At 73.7% G+C, this 12,994-nt stretch carries 15 protein-coding genes; 4 read left to right on the plus strand and 11 right to left on the minus strand.

Annotated elements, in window-relative coordinates; translation table 11 throughout:
• Positions 1 to 38 precede the first annotated feature (38 nt).
• Positions 39 to 1,541 carry an MFS transporter gene (locus ACFV3E_RS23670; RefSeq protein ID WP_500536433.1) on the plus strand — a complete coding sequence of 501 codons (1,503 nt, stop codon included), beginning with the start codon at positions 39 to 41 and terminating at the stop codon, positions 1,539 to 1,541.
• Positions 1,542 to 1,609: 68 nt separating this feature from the next.
• Positions 1,610 to 2,188 (plus strand): dihydrofolate reductase family protein, encoded by a 579-nt coding sequence (locus ACFV3E_RS23675; protein WP_500536434.1) that lies wholly within the window; start codon positions 1,610 to 1,612, stop codon positions 2,186 to 2,188.
• Between the two features lie 6 nt (positions 2,189 to 2,194).
• Here the strand turns inward: ACFV3E_RS23675 and ACFV3E_RS23680 are convergent, their stop codons facing one another.
• Together ACFV3E_RS23680 and ACFV3E_RS23685 are read right to left on the minus strand one after the other, a co-directional pair.
• Positions 2,195 to 2,710 (minus strand): mycothiol transferase, encoded by a 516-nt coding sequence (locus ACFV3E_RS23680; RefSeq protein WP_500536435.1) that lies wholly within the window; start codon positions 2,708 to 2,710, stop codon positions 2,195 to 2,197.
• A gap of 54 nt (positions 2,711 to 2,764) precedes the next feature.
• A complete protein-coding gene (locus ACFV3E_RS23685; RefSeq protein WP_500536436.1) occupies positions 2,765 to 3,733 on the minus strand; it encodes a LysR substrate-binding domain-containing protein in 969 nt (322 codons plus the stop codon).
• Between the two features lie 72 nt (positions 3,734 to 3,805).
• On the opposite strand from ACFV3E_RS23685, the gene ACFV3E_RS23690 reads away from it, so the two are divergent.
• Positions 3,806 to 4,738 (plus strand): DMT family transporter, encoded by a 933-nt coding sequence (locus tag ACFV3E_RS23690; protein ID WP_500536437.1) that lies wholly within the window; start codon positions 3,806 to 3,808, stop codon positions 4,736 to 4,738.
• Here the strand turns inward: ACFV3E_RS23690 and ACFV3E_RS23695 are convergent.
• Both ACFV3E_RS23695 and ACFV3E_RS23700 read right to left on the minus strand, forming a co-directional pair.
• Positions 4,705 to 5,436: a class I SAM-dependent methyltransferase gene (locus ACFV3E_RS23695; RefSeq protein ID WP_500536438.1), complete on the minus strand. Its 732-nt coding sequence runs from the start codon at positions 5,434 to 5,436 to the stop codon at positions 4,705 to 4,707. The genes ACFV3E_RS23690 and ACFV3E_RS23695 overlap by 34 nt on opposite strands.
• A 41-nt stretch (positions 5,437 to 5,477) precedes the next feature.
• Positions 5,478 to 6,986 (minus strand): S1 family peptidase, encoded by a 1,509-nt coding sequence (locus tag ACFV3E_RS23700; protein ID WP_500536439.1) that lies wholly within the window; start codon positions 6,984 to 6,986, stop codon positions 5,478 to 5,480.
• Positions 6,987 to 7,202: 216 nt separating this feature from the next.
• On the opposite strand from ACFV3E_RS23700, the gene ACFV3E_RS23705 reads away from it, so the two are divergent.
• Entirely contained in the window at positions 7,203 to 7,646 is a 444-nt protein-coding gene (locus ACFV3E_RS23705) for an SRPBCC family protein (protein ID WP_500536440.1), read from the plus strand.
• 85 nt (positions 7,647 to 7,731) lie between these two features.
• On the opposite strand, the gene ACFV3E_RS23710 is transcribed toward ACFV3E_RS23705, so the two are convergent.
• From ACFV3E_RS23710 to ACFV3E_RS23740, 7 genes are all read right to left on the minus strand, one after another.
• Positions 7,732 to 8,853 carry a baeRF3 domain-containing protein gene (locus ACFV3E_RS23710; protein ID WP_500536441.1) on the minus strand — a complete coding sequence of 374 codons (1,122 nt, stop codon included), beginning with the start codon at positions 8,851 to 8,853 and terminating at the stop codon, positions 7,732 to 7,734.
• 115 nt (positions 8,854 to 8,968) lie between these two features.
• Positions 8,969 to 9,199 carry a hypothetical protein gene (locus tag ACFV3E_RS23715; protein WP_500324247.1) on the minus strand — a complete coding sequence of 77 codons (231 nt, stop codon included), beginning with the start codon at positions 9,197 to 9,199 and terminating at the stop codon, positions 8,969 to 8,971.
• Positions 9,186 to 9,452 carry a DUF6400 family protein gene (locus ACFV3E_RS23720; protein WP_500371776.1) on the minus strand — a complete coding sequence of 89 codons (267 nt, stop codon included), beginning with the start codon at positions 9,450 to 9,452 and terminating at the stop codon, positions 9,186 to 9,188. The genes ACFV3E_RS23715 and ACFV3E_RS23720 overlap by 14 nt, the downstream gene beginning before the upstream one ends.
• Positions 9,453 to 9,624: 172 nt before the next feature.
• Positions 9,625 to 10,296, minus strand: a complete 672-nt coding sequence (locus ACFV3E_RS23725) for a VanZ family protein (RefSeq protein ID WP_500536442.1) — start codon at positions 10,294 to 10,296, stop codon at positions 9,625 to 9,627.
• Between the two features lie 208 nt (positions 10,297 to 10,504).
• Positions 10,505 to 11,692, minus strand: a complete 1,188-nt coding sequence (locus ACFV3E_RS23730; RefSeq protein WP_500536443.1) for a PP2C family protein-serine/threonine phosphatase — start codon at positions 11,690 to 11,692, stop codon at positions 10,505 to 10,507.
• 69 nt (positions 11,693 to 11,761) lie between these two features.
• Entirely contained in the window at positions 11,762 to 12,196 is a 435-nt protein-coding gene (locus tag ACFV3E_RS23735) for a nuclear transport factor 2 family protein (RefSeq protein WP_500536444.1), read from the minus strand.
• Between the two features lie 79 nt (positions 12,197 to 12,275).
• The gene (locus tag ACFV3E_RS23740) at positions 12,276 to 12,554 is read right to left on the minus strand and encodes a DUF6510 family protein (protein ID WP_500536445.1); all 279 of its coding nucleotides are present in this window, start codon (positions 12,552 to 12,554) and stop codon (positions 12,276 to 12,278) included.
• Positions 12,555 to 12,994 lie beyond the last annotated feature (440 nt).

The following is a 12,994-nucleotide window of genomic DNA, read 5'->3' on the forward strand; positions in this document are numbered from 1 at the left end:
GCGCTTCCGGACAGAACGGCTCGTTCACGGAGGTGGCCATGTCAGCGTCGACGGCTCACGCCGACCCGCCGGGAGCGTTGCGGACCGATGTGCCGGCCCGGCTGGACCGGTTGCCGTGGACCCGCTGGCACTGGCGCATCGTCATCGGCCTGGGCACCGTGTGGATCCTCGACGGCCTCGAGGTCACCATCGTCGGCAACATGGCGGGCCGGCTGGCCGAGCAGGGCAGCGGCATCGACATCAGCACCGCCCAGGTCACCACGCTGGCGGCCGCGGTGTACGTCGCGGGGGCCTGTCTGGGCGCGCTGTTCTTCGGCAGGCTGACCGACCGGCTCGGCCGCAAGAAGCTGTTCATGGTGACCCTGGCCGTCTACCTCGCGGCCACGGCGGTCACCGCTGTGTCGTGGACCGCCTGGTTCTTCATCCTGTGCCGCTTCTTCACCGGCTTCGGCATCGGCGGCGAGTACGCCGCCATCAACTCGGCGATCGACGAACTGATCCCGGCCCGGGTGCGCGGCCGGATCGACCTGATCATCAACGGCAGTTTCTGGATCGGCGCCGCCGTGGGCGCGTTCGCGTCCATCGCCCTGCTGGACACCTCGCTGTTCGCCGGCGACGTCGGCTGGCGGCTCGCCTTCGGCATCGGCGTCGTCCTGGGGCTGGTCATCCTGCTGGTGCGCCGTCATGTGCCGGAGAGCCCGCGCTGGTTGTTCATCCACGGACGGGCGGAGGAGGCCGAGCGCCTGGTCGCCGACGTCGAGCGTACGGTGGCAGAGGAGAGCGGCAAGCCCCTGCCGGAGCCGGGCGAGAGCATCCTCATCCGCCCGCGCGGCGAACTGGGCTTCCTCACCATCGCCCGCACCGTCACCCGCGAGTACCCGCGCCGCACCCTGCTCGGCCTCGCGCTCTTCTCCGGCCAGGCCTTCCTCTACAACGCCGTCACCTTCGGCTACGCGGTCATCCTCACGACCTTCTTCGACGTGCCGAACGGCGACACCGGCTACTACTTCGCCGTCATCGCGGTCGGCAACTTCCTCGGCCCGCTGCTGCTCGGTCACCTCTTCGACTCCGTGGGCCGCAAGCCGATGATCACCGGCAGCTACGTCGGCTCCGGCCTGCTCCTGTTCGGCACCGCCTGGCTGTTCCAGCAGGGCGCCCTCAGCGCGGTCACCATGACGGCCTGCTGGACCGCGGTGCTGTTCCTCGCCTCCGCGGGCGCCAGCGCGGCCTACCTGACGGTCAGCGAGATCTTCCCGCTGGAGACCCGGGCGCTGTGCATCGCCTTCTTCTACGCCGTCGGCACCGCCCTCGGCGGCATCACCGGCCCCCTGCTCTTCAACGGCCTGGTCGGCAGCGGCGAGCCGGGCGACACCACCCTCGCCTTCTGCCTCGGCGCGGCCCTGATGACCCTCGCGGGCCTGGTCGAGGCGGCCATCGGCGTACGCGCCGAGCGGCGCAGCCTGGAGTCCCTGGCCGCCCCGCTCGGCGCCGTCGAGGAACCGGCGGGGACCACCTCCGGCACCGCCGGCGCGCGCCCGTGAAGGGCGTACCCGGTGGCCCCCGGGGCGTATCGTCCGGTGGGTCGTAGGCAACCCAGGGGAGGACCCCCGTGCGAAAGATCATCCTGCAGATGGCGGTGTCCCTCGACGGCTACTTCGAGGGGCCCGACCGTGAGATCGACTGGCACCGCGTGGACGAGGAACTGCACCTCCACATGAACGAGCGGCTGAAGACGATGGGCGGCTTCCTGAGCGGCCGCGTCACGCACGAGCTCATGGCCGCCTACTGGCCCACGGCCGACGCGGATCCGGAGAGCAGCCCCGCCGTCGCCGAGTTCGCCGGGATCTGGCGCGACATGCCGAAGGTCGTGTACTCGCGGACGCTGGAGCGGGCCGACTGGAACGCCACGATCGTGCGCGACGTCGTCGCCGAGGAGGTCATGGAGCTCAAGGCGCGGCCGGGCGGCGACCTGGTGCTCGGCGGTGCCGACCTCGCCGCCTCGTTCCTGCGGCTGGGACTGGTCGACGAGTACCGGATCTACGTCCACCCGGTCGTGCTGGGCCGGGGCAGGCCGGTCTTCCCCGACTCCGACACGCTCACCGCCCTCCGGCTCGCCGGGGCGCAGACCTTCGGCAACGGGGTCGTGCTGCTGCAGTACGGCCGCGCCGACGCCGGACCGGGCGTCTGACCGCCGCTAGAGCGCGCCGCGTTCCACGCAGCCGCGCAGGAACGCGGCCTGCCCGGCGTGCAGCAGGTCGTCCGACACCACGCTGACCAGCCGTACCGCGAGCGTCACCGGCGGATCCCAGCTGGTGTCGACGACGCGCGGGAAGTCCGTCTCGCGCAGCGTCCGCAGGTAGCCCAGGGTGTGCTCGTACACCGCGTCGTGATAGCCGGTCAGCAGCTCGCCCGACGCGACGCGCAGCGCGGCGACGTCCTTGGGGCGGTGGCCGTAGCCGGTGTCGTACGGTGCGAAGGGCAGGCCGAAGCGGTCGGCCCAGCCGCCGGTGGTCCACAGCTGCTCGGTGCCCGCGACGCCGGCCACATGGTCGTCCTGAATGCGCGTCAGGTGCCAGATCAGCCAGGCGATCGAGTTCGCCCCCTTGTCGGGCCGCGCGTGCAGGGCGTCCAGGGGCATGCCGTCGACGGACTCGTGCACGGTCTCCTGGATCCTGCCGAAGGCGTCGGCGAGCAGATCTGCGCTCTTCATGCGTGCTCCCTCGGTTCCTGTGCCGGGCGGTCCCCCGGTGCCGCTCCGCCCACGCTAGGCGTGCCGCCCCGCCGCGGCCACCAGACACTCCAGCACGCGGCGCAACGGCGGCTGCCCCGCGGTGCCGGCGGCCAGCAGCGCCGAGACCGTACGGGTCACCGGGTGCGCGGGCGGGTGCAGGCTGACGCCGTCCAGGGCGGCGGGCAGTGCCAGCCGCGGGACGAGCGCCACACCCGCACCGGCCGCGACGAGGGCGGTGAGGACCGAGAAGTCACTGGCCAGCGCCACCGGCCGGGGCACGAATCCGGCCGCGCCGCAGGCCCGCCGGGTCAGTTCGTGGCAGGAGGTGTCCGGCCCGGGCATGAGCCATTCCTGCCCGGCGAGGAGCGCCAGGTCGAGGGCCTCGCCCGGGGCCAGGCCGTGTTCGGCGGCGAGCGCGGGAGGAACGGCGAGCAGCACCGGGTCCTCCATCAGATGGTGCTGTTCGCAGCCGGCGGGCACCTCGCGCGGCAGCAGGCTGTACGCGTGGACGACGGCGATGTCGGCCTCGCGGCGCCGCAGCAGCTCCACCGCCGCGCCGGGTTCGTGCTCGGCGATCCTGAGCCCGGTCGGAGCAAGGGCGCCGGCACCCGACCCGGCACTCGCGCCCGCACCCTCCCCGCCGCCGGCATCGCCGTCGGCGAGCAGCCGCCACACCTCCGGCAGCAGGGTGCGCGCCGCAGACGGGAAGGCGGCGACGCGGACGGGGCCGCCGGCGCCCCCGCGGAGCCTGTCCAACGCTGCCTCGGCGGAGGCGAGATCCCCGAGGATCACCTCCGCGTGCTCCACCAGCAGCCGCCCGGCCGGGGTCAACCGCAGCGTGCGGCCTCGCTTCTCCAGGACCGGGACCCCGGTCTCCCGCTCCAGCGCGGCGAGTTGCTGGGAGACGGCGGGGCCGGTCAGATGCAGCGCCTCGGCCGTGGCGGCGACCGTGCCGTGCACCGAGAAGGCCCGCAGCAGGCTCAGCCGGCGGACGTCGAGCATAAAGCTAACCTTCTCGTTTGTGAAAGAAAGAGTAACTGGATCTTTTCCATCCTAGTCGGGACAGTGGGACACGTGAAGCCTCCCGCCCCCTCGCACCCAGTCCTCGCCCTCGCCCTCGCCGGTACCGTCGTGCTGTGGGCCTCGGCGTTCCCCGCCATCCGCGTCGGCCTGGAGGGGCTGGGGGTCGCCGGCCTGTCCTTCCTGCGGCTGGCCGTGGCGTCCGCCGCGCTCGCCGTGGCCGCACCCCTCCTCGGCGTCCGCCGGCCGCGGCGACGCGACCTGCCGCTCATCGCGTTGTGCGGCCTGACCGGCATGGCCGCGTACCAACTGCTGCTCAACTGGGGCGAGGTCCACGTCCCCGCGGGCACCGCCAGCCTGCTGGTCGCCATCGCCCCCGCCTTCAGCGTGCTCCTCGCGACGGCCTTCCTCGGCGAACCGCTGACCCGCACCGTCGTCGCGGGCAGCCTCGTGGCGATCGGCGGGGCAACCGTCATCGCCCTCGCCCGCGGCGGCGCGCACTTCACCGCGGGTGCGCTCGTCGTCCTCGGCGCCGCCGTCGTCCAGGGCGTCTACCACGCCGCCACCAAACCGCTGCTACGCCGCCACACCGGGCTGGAGGTCGCGTGCTACGCCATGTGGGCCGGCACCCTGATGCTGCTGCCGCTCGCCCCCGGCACCGTGCGGGCGGCGGCCCACGCCCCCCGCTCCGCCCTCGCCTCGGCGGTCTACCTCGGCCTGCTGCCGTCCGCGCTGGGCTTCGTGATCTGGGGGTACGCGGTCGCCCGGCTCAGCCTCGCGACCTCCACGGCGGCCCTGTACCTCGTACCGCCGGTGGCCCTCCTCGTCGCCTTCGTGTGGCTCGGCGAGACCCCCCGGCCCACCGAACTGACGGGCGGGGCGATCGGCATCGCGGGCGTCGTCCTGATCAACCGCGGGCGGCCCGGGGCGTCCGGGGCCGGCCGGGCCGGGCGTCAGCGGATCGCGAGGACCAAGGTCACGACGTAGTGCTCCTCGACCACGCCGTCCGGGAAGTGCCGCAGCAGACGCTCCCGTTCGGCGGCGAGGAAGGCGTCGGCGCGTTCCTCGCCGAGCACCAGGAAGGCCGACTGGGTGCCGAGGTTCGCCAGATGCACCTCGACGGGCACCCGCCGGGACCACGGCAGCCGGTGCTCGGTGAAACCCGGCCCGTCCGGCAGCCGCCCCGAGCGGGGATGGGACAGTTTTCCGAAGAAGCCGCCCAGCCGCTCCTGCTCGGCGGCGATCCACGGCACCGACATGTCGGGGTCGTTGCGCCACAGCGCGAACGCGCCGCCCGGCCGCAGCACCCGCAGCGCTTCCGGCACCGACCGCCGCGGATCGGTCCAGTGCCAGGCCTGCGCGTACGTCACGAAGTCGAAGGCGCCGGAGGCCAGTGGCAGCCGGTCGCCGTCCCCGCGCACCAGTGCGACGTCCGGCAGGTTGCGGCGCAGCTCCGCGGCCATGCCGTCGCCCGGCTCCACGGCCACCACCCGGGCACCGCGCTTGTGCAGCAGCGCGGTGGCGATGCCCGTCCCCGCGCCCACGTCGGCGACCAGGGCACCGCGCAGCCGGCGGCCCGCCAGCTCCTCGACGGCGTCGAGGAGGGCCGGCGGGTACGAGGGGCGGTTCGCGGCGTACCGTCCGGCAGCCCGGTCGAAGGCGCGGGCGCGAGGTGAAGTGGTCATACCTCCATGATCCTCCGCCCCGGCCCGCTCGCGGCGGCCGGTCAGTCCCAGCGTCCGGAGCCGTAGCCTCCACCGGCTCCCGCGGCGGGACGGATCCACCGCGTGGCCAGGAACGCGAGGCAGCTGACGGCGACGATCAGCAGACCGGGGCCGATGCCGCCCCCGCTGCCGATCGCGCCCAGCGATGTCTGATCGCTCGCGGTCCCCGGGTAGACCGGCGCGCCACCCGGGGCCGTCGGGGCGGCGGGGGCCCCCGGGGCCGCCTGCTGCGCGCCCTGACCGTTGCCGGGGCCGCCTGTGCCGCCGGAGCCGCCCCCCGTGCCCCCGCCCGCCTCACGGGTGGGCGCACCGGCGGAGGCGGCCGGCGGCGCGCCCGGTGCGTCGCCACCGGCGGCCGGCGCCGGGGCGTCACCGCTGTCCGTGGCGCGCGGCAGGCTCACGCCGAGCGCCGCCATCGCCGAGCTCACCGGCTGGAAGAAGGTGATGCCGCCCGCCGTGCAGTCGCCGCTGCCGCCCGAGGTGATCCCGAGTGCGAAGCCCTGCGCGAACAACGGGCCGCCGCTGTCGCCGGGCTCGGCGCACACGGAGGTCTGTATGAGACCGCTGACCGTCCCCTCGGGGTAGTTGACCGTCGCGTTCAGGCCGGTCACCTGACCGGAGTGCAGCCCCGAAGTGCTGCCGCTGCGGAAGACCTCCTGCCCCACGAACGGGTCGGCCGCGCCGGTGATCCGGACCACACGGCCCGCGCCGACCCCGACGACGCTGCTGTGGTCCGAGCCGTCGTTCTGGTACTGCACGAGCGAGAAGTCGCCGCCGGGGAAGGAGGTCGAGACGGTGGTGCCGACGGGCCTGGTCCCCTGGTTGTCGGCGAACCAGGCGGTGCCCGGCGGGCCGCAGTGACCGGCCGTCAGGATGAAGTCGGTCGTCCCGTTGGTGACGTTGAAGCCCGCGGAACAGCGGCTGCCCCGGGTCAGGATCGGCGCGGCCCCCGCGGTCCTGGTCGTGAAGTCGGCCCCGGTGCGCTCCATGCGGACCTGCCCGCCGATGCCGTCCGCGACGGACTGCAGGCGCGCCCACTCGTCGGCGGAGACCGTGCTGTCGGCCAGCACCAGGACCTCGTTGGAGACCGGGTCGACCGACCAGGCGGTTCCGGGCACGCGGGGGGCCTCGCGCAGTTCGCCGGCCGCGTCCTTCAGGTCGCGCATGCTGTAGCGGACTACCTCCGCCCGGGCGCCCGCCCTGGCGACCTCGGCCGCGGTGCCCTGGTCCGTCACGGCGACCACCGGGCGGCCCTCGGCGTCCACCCAGCTGCCGCCGGTCCGGGCATCGCCGAGGCGCGCCGCCAGGTCTCTGGCCAGGCCCGCGGCGTCCGCCGCGCCCTGCCCGCCCTGCGCGCCGTCCGGGGCGTCCAGCACCTGGCTGCCGCTCCCGGTCCGCGTGCCGTCGGGGGCCGCCCCGAAGGCCTGCGACATCATCACTCCGCCGCAGACCACTCCCGCGACGGCCACGAGCCGCAGCGCGCGCTGCACCTGACGCCGTGTGCGCCTCAACGTGCCCCCTACATCCGCTTCCGTACCTGCAGGTCACCGGCATTGGCTGCCGCGGGTCCCGAGAGGGGACCCGGCCTTCCATACGTGCGGGGGAGCCGCAGCGCTCACCGCGCGCGGCGACGATCCGGAACGCGCGGACGTGCCCGGGGTGGCGAGGCGCTCTATCGTGGCTGGGTCGGCCGGAGCCGGCGATCCAACGAGCCATCAAGGAGCGACATGGGCGGTCAATTCGAGGCGGTCGTCGAGGTCGACCGTCCCGTGGCGGAGGTCTTCGCCTTCCTCGCCGACGGGCGCAACGACCCCAAGTTCAGCCCCCGCGTACAGGAGATCCTGCGTACGCCCGACGCCCCGACGGCGGTCGGCACGGTGTTCACCAGCATCGTGAAGGACGCCGGGATGAAGTCCCACCGGGAGTTCCGGATCACCGAGTTCGACCCGCCCAACCGGATCCGCTGGACCGAGCAGTCGAAGAACCTGGTCACCGCCGAGGGCGGTTACGACCTGCAGCCGGTCTCCGAGACCACCACCCGGGTGCGGATCTTCAACCACCTGGAGGGGCACGGTATCGGGAAGCTGCTGGTGGGCCTGGCCCTGAGCGCCGCACGCAAGGACGCCCCGGCGTTCGGGCAGCGGATCAAGGCCGCCGTCGAGGCGTCCTGACAGCTCACCGACACCCTGACACCCTGACACGGGTCACCGGGGCCGCGGCGCCCACAGCGGCCCCGGGTGACGTCCCGGCCGGGGCTCAGTAGCGCAGCACCGCCGCGATCCGGTCGTGCTCGGCGAGGCTGTCCGGCGCCACGAAGCGGACCTCGGCACCCTTGTCGAGCGCGGCCTCCACCAACTCGTCCACGATGTCCTCGCGGATGCCGTCCTCGAAGCCGCCCGCCTCCGGGCCGTCACCGTCCACCGGGGTGAGGTGACCGTCGCTCAGGCGCACCGTGCGCTGGAAGTCCTCCTCGACCACGACGAGTTCGGCGCGGCCCTCGCACACGGACTCCCACACCTCGTCCAGCCCGGCCGCGAAGGTCCTGCGACTGCGGGCGTCCACCAGCCTGCGGCCGGTCCGTTCCGTCTCCCGCTCGGCGAACTCCTTCTGCGCCGGGGCGAGTTCCTGGAGCAGCGTCTGCGCGGGGCCGTTGGCCAGGCCGCCCTTGTGCACGACGGCCACCGCGGCGTCCGCGGCGGTGCCGACCTCCTTGAGCAGGGCGACCGCGTCCGGCAGGCCCACCAGGAACAGCGGCCGGCCGTCGGCGGCCAGGAGGGAGGCGAGGGCGCCGTCGACGGACCGCAGGAAGCGCCGCGTCTCCTCGTCCCGGAAGGTGCTCGGGTGGTCCCCGACCTGCTCCTGCCGCTCGGGGTCCCACTGCACGGGGTCCGGCTCCATGGGGAAGCCCTGCGCGTCCTGCGGGTGCAGCGACTGGCCGCTGCCGCTCCACAAGGTCGCCCGGTCGGCCGCCACCGTGAGCACCCAGTACGGGAGGGCCCTGGCCTTCGCGGCGACCAGGTTGCGGGTCAGGAAGCTGTCGCTGAGCACCACGCGCTCGGGGACGGCCCGGGGCAGCGTCCAGATCTGGTGGTCCCGTTCCGTGGCGTACATGACGAGCCCGTCCAGCGAGTAGCGCAGGTCCACTTCGGCGGCGGCGGCCTTCAGCTGCGTCTTGATGGCCATCCGCGAGCGGCGGGACGCCTCCGGATCGTGCTCGATCCGGCGCTCGGCCTCGGCGAGCAGATTGCGCAGCCGTACGGCGTCCTGGGCGTTGTCCGGTTCGCGCCGGTGCGTCGGCATGGTCAGCGACACCGCCGGATACGGCCTGGTCGCGCGCAGTGCTCGCAGGGTGCCGGCCGTCAGGGCATCGGTTTCCATGATCGCCTCCCTGAGGGGTCCGCGGTTGCTCCCCGCGGACGGGGGCAGCCCACACCCCGAGCCTCGCACACCAGCCGGGCCGCCGCCTGCCGGGGAGGGCCCGGCCGCGCGGCGTTCAGGCCCCGTTGCGGTGGTGCGCGCCGAAACCGGAGTCCCAGGCCCACATGTGGGTGCAGCCGGGGCACTGCAGATGCACCACGGGCCCCTTGTTCGACAGCAAGTAGCGCCAGTGGTCGGGGCAGTTGCGGCCCGCGGCGCAGGTGGCGCACTCCCGGTGGTCCTCGCAGCGCGGGCAGGGGACCCACGCCCGGCGGCCGGGGTCGGCCGTGGGATCAATCGGAAGCAGCACCGTCGTCCTCCCCGGACCCCTCGCGGGGCGGCAGCACGCCCGCCGCCACGAGCGTGCGGTACACCGCCTCCTGCTCGTCGTCGAGGCCGGAGTAGAGCAGCCGGTACGCCGCATCCTCCTCGCGCAGCACGGCGACCGGGTCCCAGTCGTCGCCGAGGGCGGCGAGGACCTCGGCCCGGCGGCGGGTCTCGTGGTCGGTGAAGTCCAGCTCGAACGCGTGGAGGCGGTCCGGGATGTCGTCGTCGTTCATGTGGCTCGCTCCCGGGGCAATCGGGGATGAATCCACTCTGTGTAACAAAGGGTCGTGCTCGGGGGAAAGCCTTTCCGGCCCCGATGTGACGAACTCCATGCGGCTCCGCCGCTGGTCAGGGACGTACCAGCGGCGGAGCGCCAGGTGGCCCGGGTGGGTGCCCGGGCCCCGTTCAGGAGCGCCGGGCGGCCTTGCGGCGCACCGTCCCGAAGGACAGGAACGACTTGCGGGGCGCCGCCTGCGCGGCCTTGGCGCCCTTGCCGGCCTTCGCCGTGCTGCCGGACTTCCCGGATTTCCCGGATTTCCCGGACTTCTCCGACTTCCCGGCCGCACCGCTCCCGCGCGTCCCGAACGCCTTCGTGATCCTTGACGTTCTCGTACCGCCCGCGGGCTTCGCCGCCGGGGCCGCGGCCTGGTCGGGTGCCGCCGGACGGACGGCGTGCACGGCCCGGCCGAGGCGACGCCCGAAGAGCAGGTAGCCCAGCAGAGCACCGGTGGTGTTCATGATCACGTCATCGATGTCGAAAGCGCGGCCCTGCACCACCGCGCCCTGCGCCAGCTCCACGAGGATCATCACCAGACCCGTCGTCACCACCACGCGCAGCGCCCCGCGCGCCTTCGGTGCCAGCACCGGGAGCAGCACGCCGAAGGGCATGCCCAGCAGCACGTTCCCACCGACCTGCCGTACGGCGCCCGCCACCGTGTACCGCTCGTAGTACTGGCGCAGCGAGGCGCCGGGGTGCATGTTCGCGTGCGCGAGACCCTCCGAGGCGTACGACGGCACCAGCGTCGCGCGGGCCAGCACCGCCCCGAACGCGACCATCGCCACGAACGCCAGCGCCATCGCCGCCCACCGGGCCAGCGAGGCCAGTGGTGACCGCCGCCCCTCTTGCCTTGCCTCCGACGAACGCCCGCGCAACGCCAACCGAGCCACGGACTTCCCCCCTCTTCTCGTCTGTTCCGGTCGTGGTCTCCCCGTGTCACAGACCGGATACCCCGAGCGCCCCCCGGGATGCCGGGTGACCGCCGCTCTCCGCGGCGGTCAAGGGAGTTCACCCCGGGGGCGCCGCCTGCTGGGGAGGCGGCGGCGTTGAGGGCGGGCGACCGCCCGCGCGCCCCGTCGCAGCCACCAGGGCCGGCGACCGGCTGATCGCCAGGACCGCCGCGTCGTCGCCGAGGCAGCCGCCCGCGTAGGACAGCAGGTCGGTGCACAGCCGTTCCACCAGCGCCTCGGGATCACCGGCGGGCTGCCCCGCGAGCCGTCCGGTGAGCGGGTAGAACGCCCCGGCCACGTCGCGCGCCTCGACGACCCCGTCGGTGTACAGCAGCAGGGTGTCGCCCGGCTCGAAGGGGAACGTGCGCACCGAGGGCTCCCCGCCGGCGAACTGCGTCAGCCCCAGCGGCGGCGCGGGCGCGGGCATGTCGAGCGGGGTCACCCGGCCTTCGCGGAGCCGCAGCGGCGGGGGATGACCGCAGGTGACGAGGTGGACCACCGGCTCGTCGTCCGGGATGTCGGCGACGACCGCGGTGACGAAGGACTCCGCCTCGTCCTCGGCCGGCCCGGCCTCAGCGGTGAGGTCGGAGGAGATCGCCTGTTCCAGCCACAGGACCAGCGCCGGCAATTCCGCCTGCCGGTGCGCCACGGCGCGGAAGGCGCCCAGGGTCAGGGCGGCCTCGTTCACGGCCTCCATGCCCTTGCCGCGGACGTCCCCCACGATCACCCGGGTCCCGGTGTCCGTGCGCACGGCCGCGTAGAGGTCCCCTCCGATCTGTGCCTCCGCCTCCGCGGCGAGGTAGACCGAGGCGATGCGCAGCGGCCCGATGCGCCGGGGGATGGGCCGCAGCAGCACCCGCTGCGCGGTCTCCGCCACCGAGCGCAGCCGGGTCACCTGCTGCTCGTGCTTCACGCGCAGATGGGCGAAGAAGGTCGCCAGCACCGACATCAGGGCCAGGGTGGCGATCTGCGCCGAGTGGTTGAGGTCCAGGGGCGTCGTGCGCACCGCCGCCACGAGGATCTGCGCGACCACCGCGACGCCGCCGACGACCGCGGTCGTCCTGGCCCCCGCGAACGACGCGGTGATCGCGGGGGCGGCGACCAGGAACGGCCCCAGATGGACGTCGGGCGGTGACATGATGTCCACGACGGTGACCATCAGGATCAGCGTGAGCATGGCGGCCACCAGCAGATGTCCGGGCCGCCACGACCGCCCCCACTGTTCCAGGCGTCGTGCAACATCCATGACTCTTGGATACACCCGCATCCATGGCCCTGCCCGCTCGTACGCCCTCCGCTCCTCCGCCGCCCCGGCTCAGGAGCGCCACTTCTCCCGGACGAGGACCTCCGCGATCCGCCAGCCCGTCCCGGTGTGCCGCAGACCGAAGGTGTAGCGGCCGCCGCACACGAAGTTGGGGGCGGTCGGGCCCGCCCCTGCTTCGCCGAGCCGCATGGGGTTGACGTAGTCGGCGTGCGCCACGGCGGACGGCGGGTCGAGGGCGATCCGGCGGTTGACGACCAGGTGCTGGCGCACGGGGAACAGGCGCATCGTCGAGGCGAGCCACTCGGCGACCTCGGTGGCGGGTCCGGCGATGCCGCCCGCGGACGAGTAATCGGCCCGGCCGTCTGGGGCGAAGAGCGCGACGTACGCCGTCCAGTCGCCGTCGTCGACGGCCGCCGCGTAGCCGCTGATCAGGTCGTCGACGGCCAGCCGGTCCAGCAGGGTCTCCCACTCCGCTCGCGTCGTCATCGGCACAGTGTTGGGCATACGGCACGAAGAGCCAAGACCCGTGCGGCGGTCGCTCGGGTCGGTTGTGGGCCCGGCGACGTCACTCGGGGAGCGGGATGCGCACGCTCACCGAGCCCCGCAGGTCCAGCCACGCGGCGGACGGCCCGCGCACCAACCGCAGGATCACGGTGTCGCACCCGGGACAGCGGGCCACCAGCCCGGGGGAGTGGTCGTACACCCGCAGTGTGGCCACCGGCCCGCTACGCCCGCAGCCCACGCAGCGGCCCTCGGCAGCCGTCATGTCCACCGCGAAGATCTCCCGGAGCGGCCCGGCCAGCGCGTTGCCGTCGGTGTACGCGTCCGTGCCCTGTGCGCTCATCCCAGCCTCCCGTCGCCCCGGCCGCCCCAGCGCCACCCACCCTATGCACGCGCAGCCCGCCCCGCGCGGTGCACCAGGGTCAACGGGGGCCGCCGTGAGCTTCGAGCATGACCCCACAGGGGGGTGTTGCCACTGGTCAAAGCCGCGGCCAAGCCATCCAGGCCACGACGCGGCGTACGTCGTCCTCCGTACTGAGGCCCGAGGAATCGCGCGACCACCACAGGAGGTAGCCCGCCCGTCCGTTCGACGCCGCTGGAGGAAACCGCGGCTCTTCTCCGCAATCGCGGCTGTGGTGCTCGCCGCACCCCTGGCCATCTGGAGGACTCAGTCACTCGCCTCGCCTCGGCGTCCCTCACCGACGACCGACGACCGACGACCGACGCTCGGCGGGTGAGATCATCGTTGGGTGGCGGACACTTCAGCAGATCCGCGACGTGTCC

Origin of the sequence: Streptomyces sp. NPDC059718, from assembly GCF_042733315.1 — a bacterium.
Taxonomy (GTDB): domain Bacteria; phylum Actinomycetota; class Actinomycetes; order Streptomycetales; family Streptomycetaceae; genus Actinacidiphila.

What these genes read in the sequence shown, in the direction of transcription:
- ACFV3E_RS23695 (WP_500536438.1), bottom strand. Translation starts at nt 5,436, where the DNA reads ATGACCACTTCACCTCGCGCCCGCGCCTTCGACCGGGCTGCCGGACGG.
- ACFV3E_RS23685 (WP_500536436.1), bottom strand. Translation starts at nt 3,733, where the DNA reads ATGCTCGACGTCCGCCGGCTGAGCCTGCTGCGGGCCTTCTCGGTGCAC.
- ACFV3E_RS23730 (WP_500536443.1), bottom strand. Translation starts at nt 11,692, where the DNA reads ATGGATGTTGCACGACGCCTGGAACAGTGGGGGCGGTCGTGGCGGCCC.
- ACFV3E_RS23680 (WP_500536435.1), bottom strand. Translation starts at nt 2,710, where the DNA reads ATGAAGAGCGCAGATCTGCTCGCCGACGCCTTCGGCAGGATCCAGGAG.
- ACFV3E_RS23670 (WP_500536433.1), top strand. Translation starts at nt 39, where the DNA reads ATGTCAGCGTCGACGGCTCACGCCGACCCGCCGGGAGCGTTGCGGACC.
- ACFV3E_RS23725 (WP_500536442.1), bottom strand. Translation starts at nt 10,296, where the DNA reads ATGGCGCTGGCGTTCGTGGCGATGGTCGCGTTCGGGGCGGTGCTGGCC.
- ACFV3E_RS23710 (WP_500536441.1), bottom strand. Translation starts at nt 8,853, where the DNA reads ATGGAAACCGATGCCCTGACGGCCGGCACCCTGCGAGCACTGCGCGCG.
- ACFV3E_RS23705 (WP_500536440.1), top strand. Translation starts at nt 7,203, where the DNA reads ATGGGCGGTCAATTCGAGGCGGTCGTCGAGGTCGACCGTCCCGTGGCG.
- ACFV3E_RS23740 (WP_500536445.1), bottom strand. Translation starts at nt 12,554, where the DNA reads ATGAGCGCACAGGGCACGGACGCGTACACCGACGGCAACGCGCTGGCC.
- ACFV3E_RS23735 (WP_500536444.1), bottom strand. Translation starts at nt 12,196, where the DNA reads ATGACGACGCGAGCGGAGTGGGAGACCCTGCTGGACCGGCTGGCCGTC.
- ACFV3E_RS23720 (WP_500371776.1), bottom strand. Translation starts at nt 9,452, where the DNA reads ATGAACGACGACGACATCCCGGACCGCCTCCACGCGTTCGAGCTGGAC.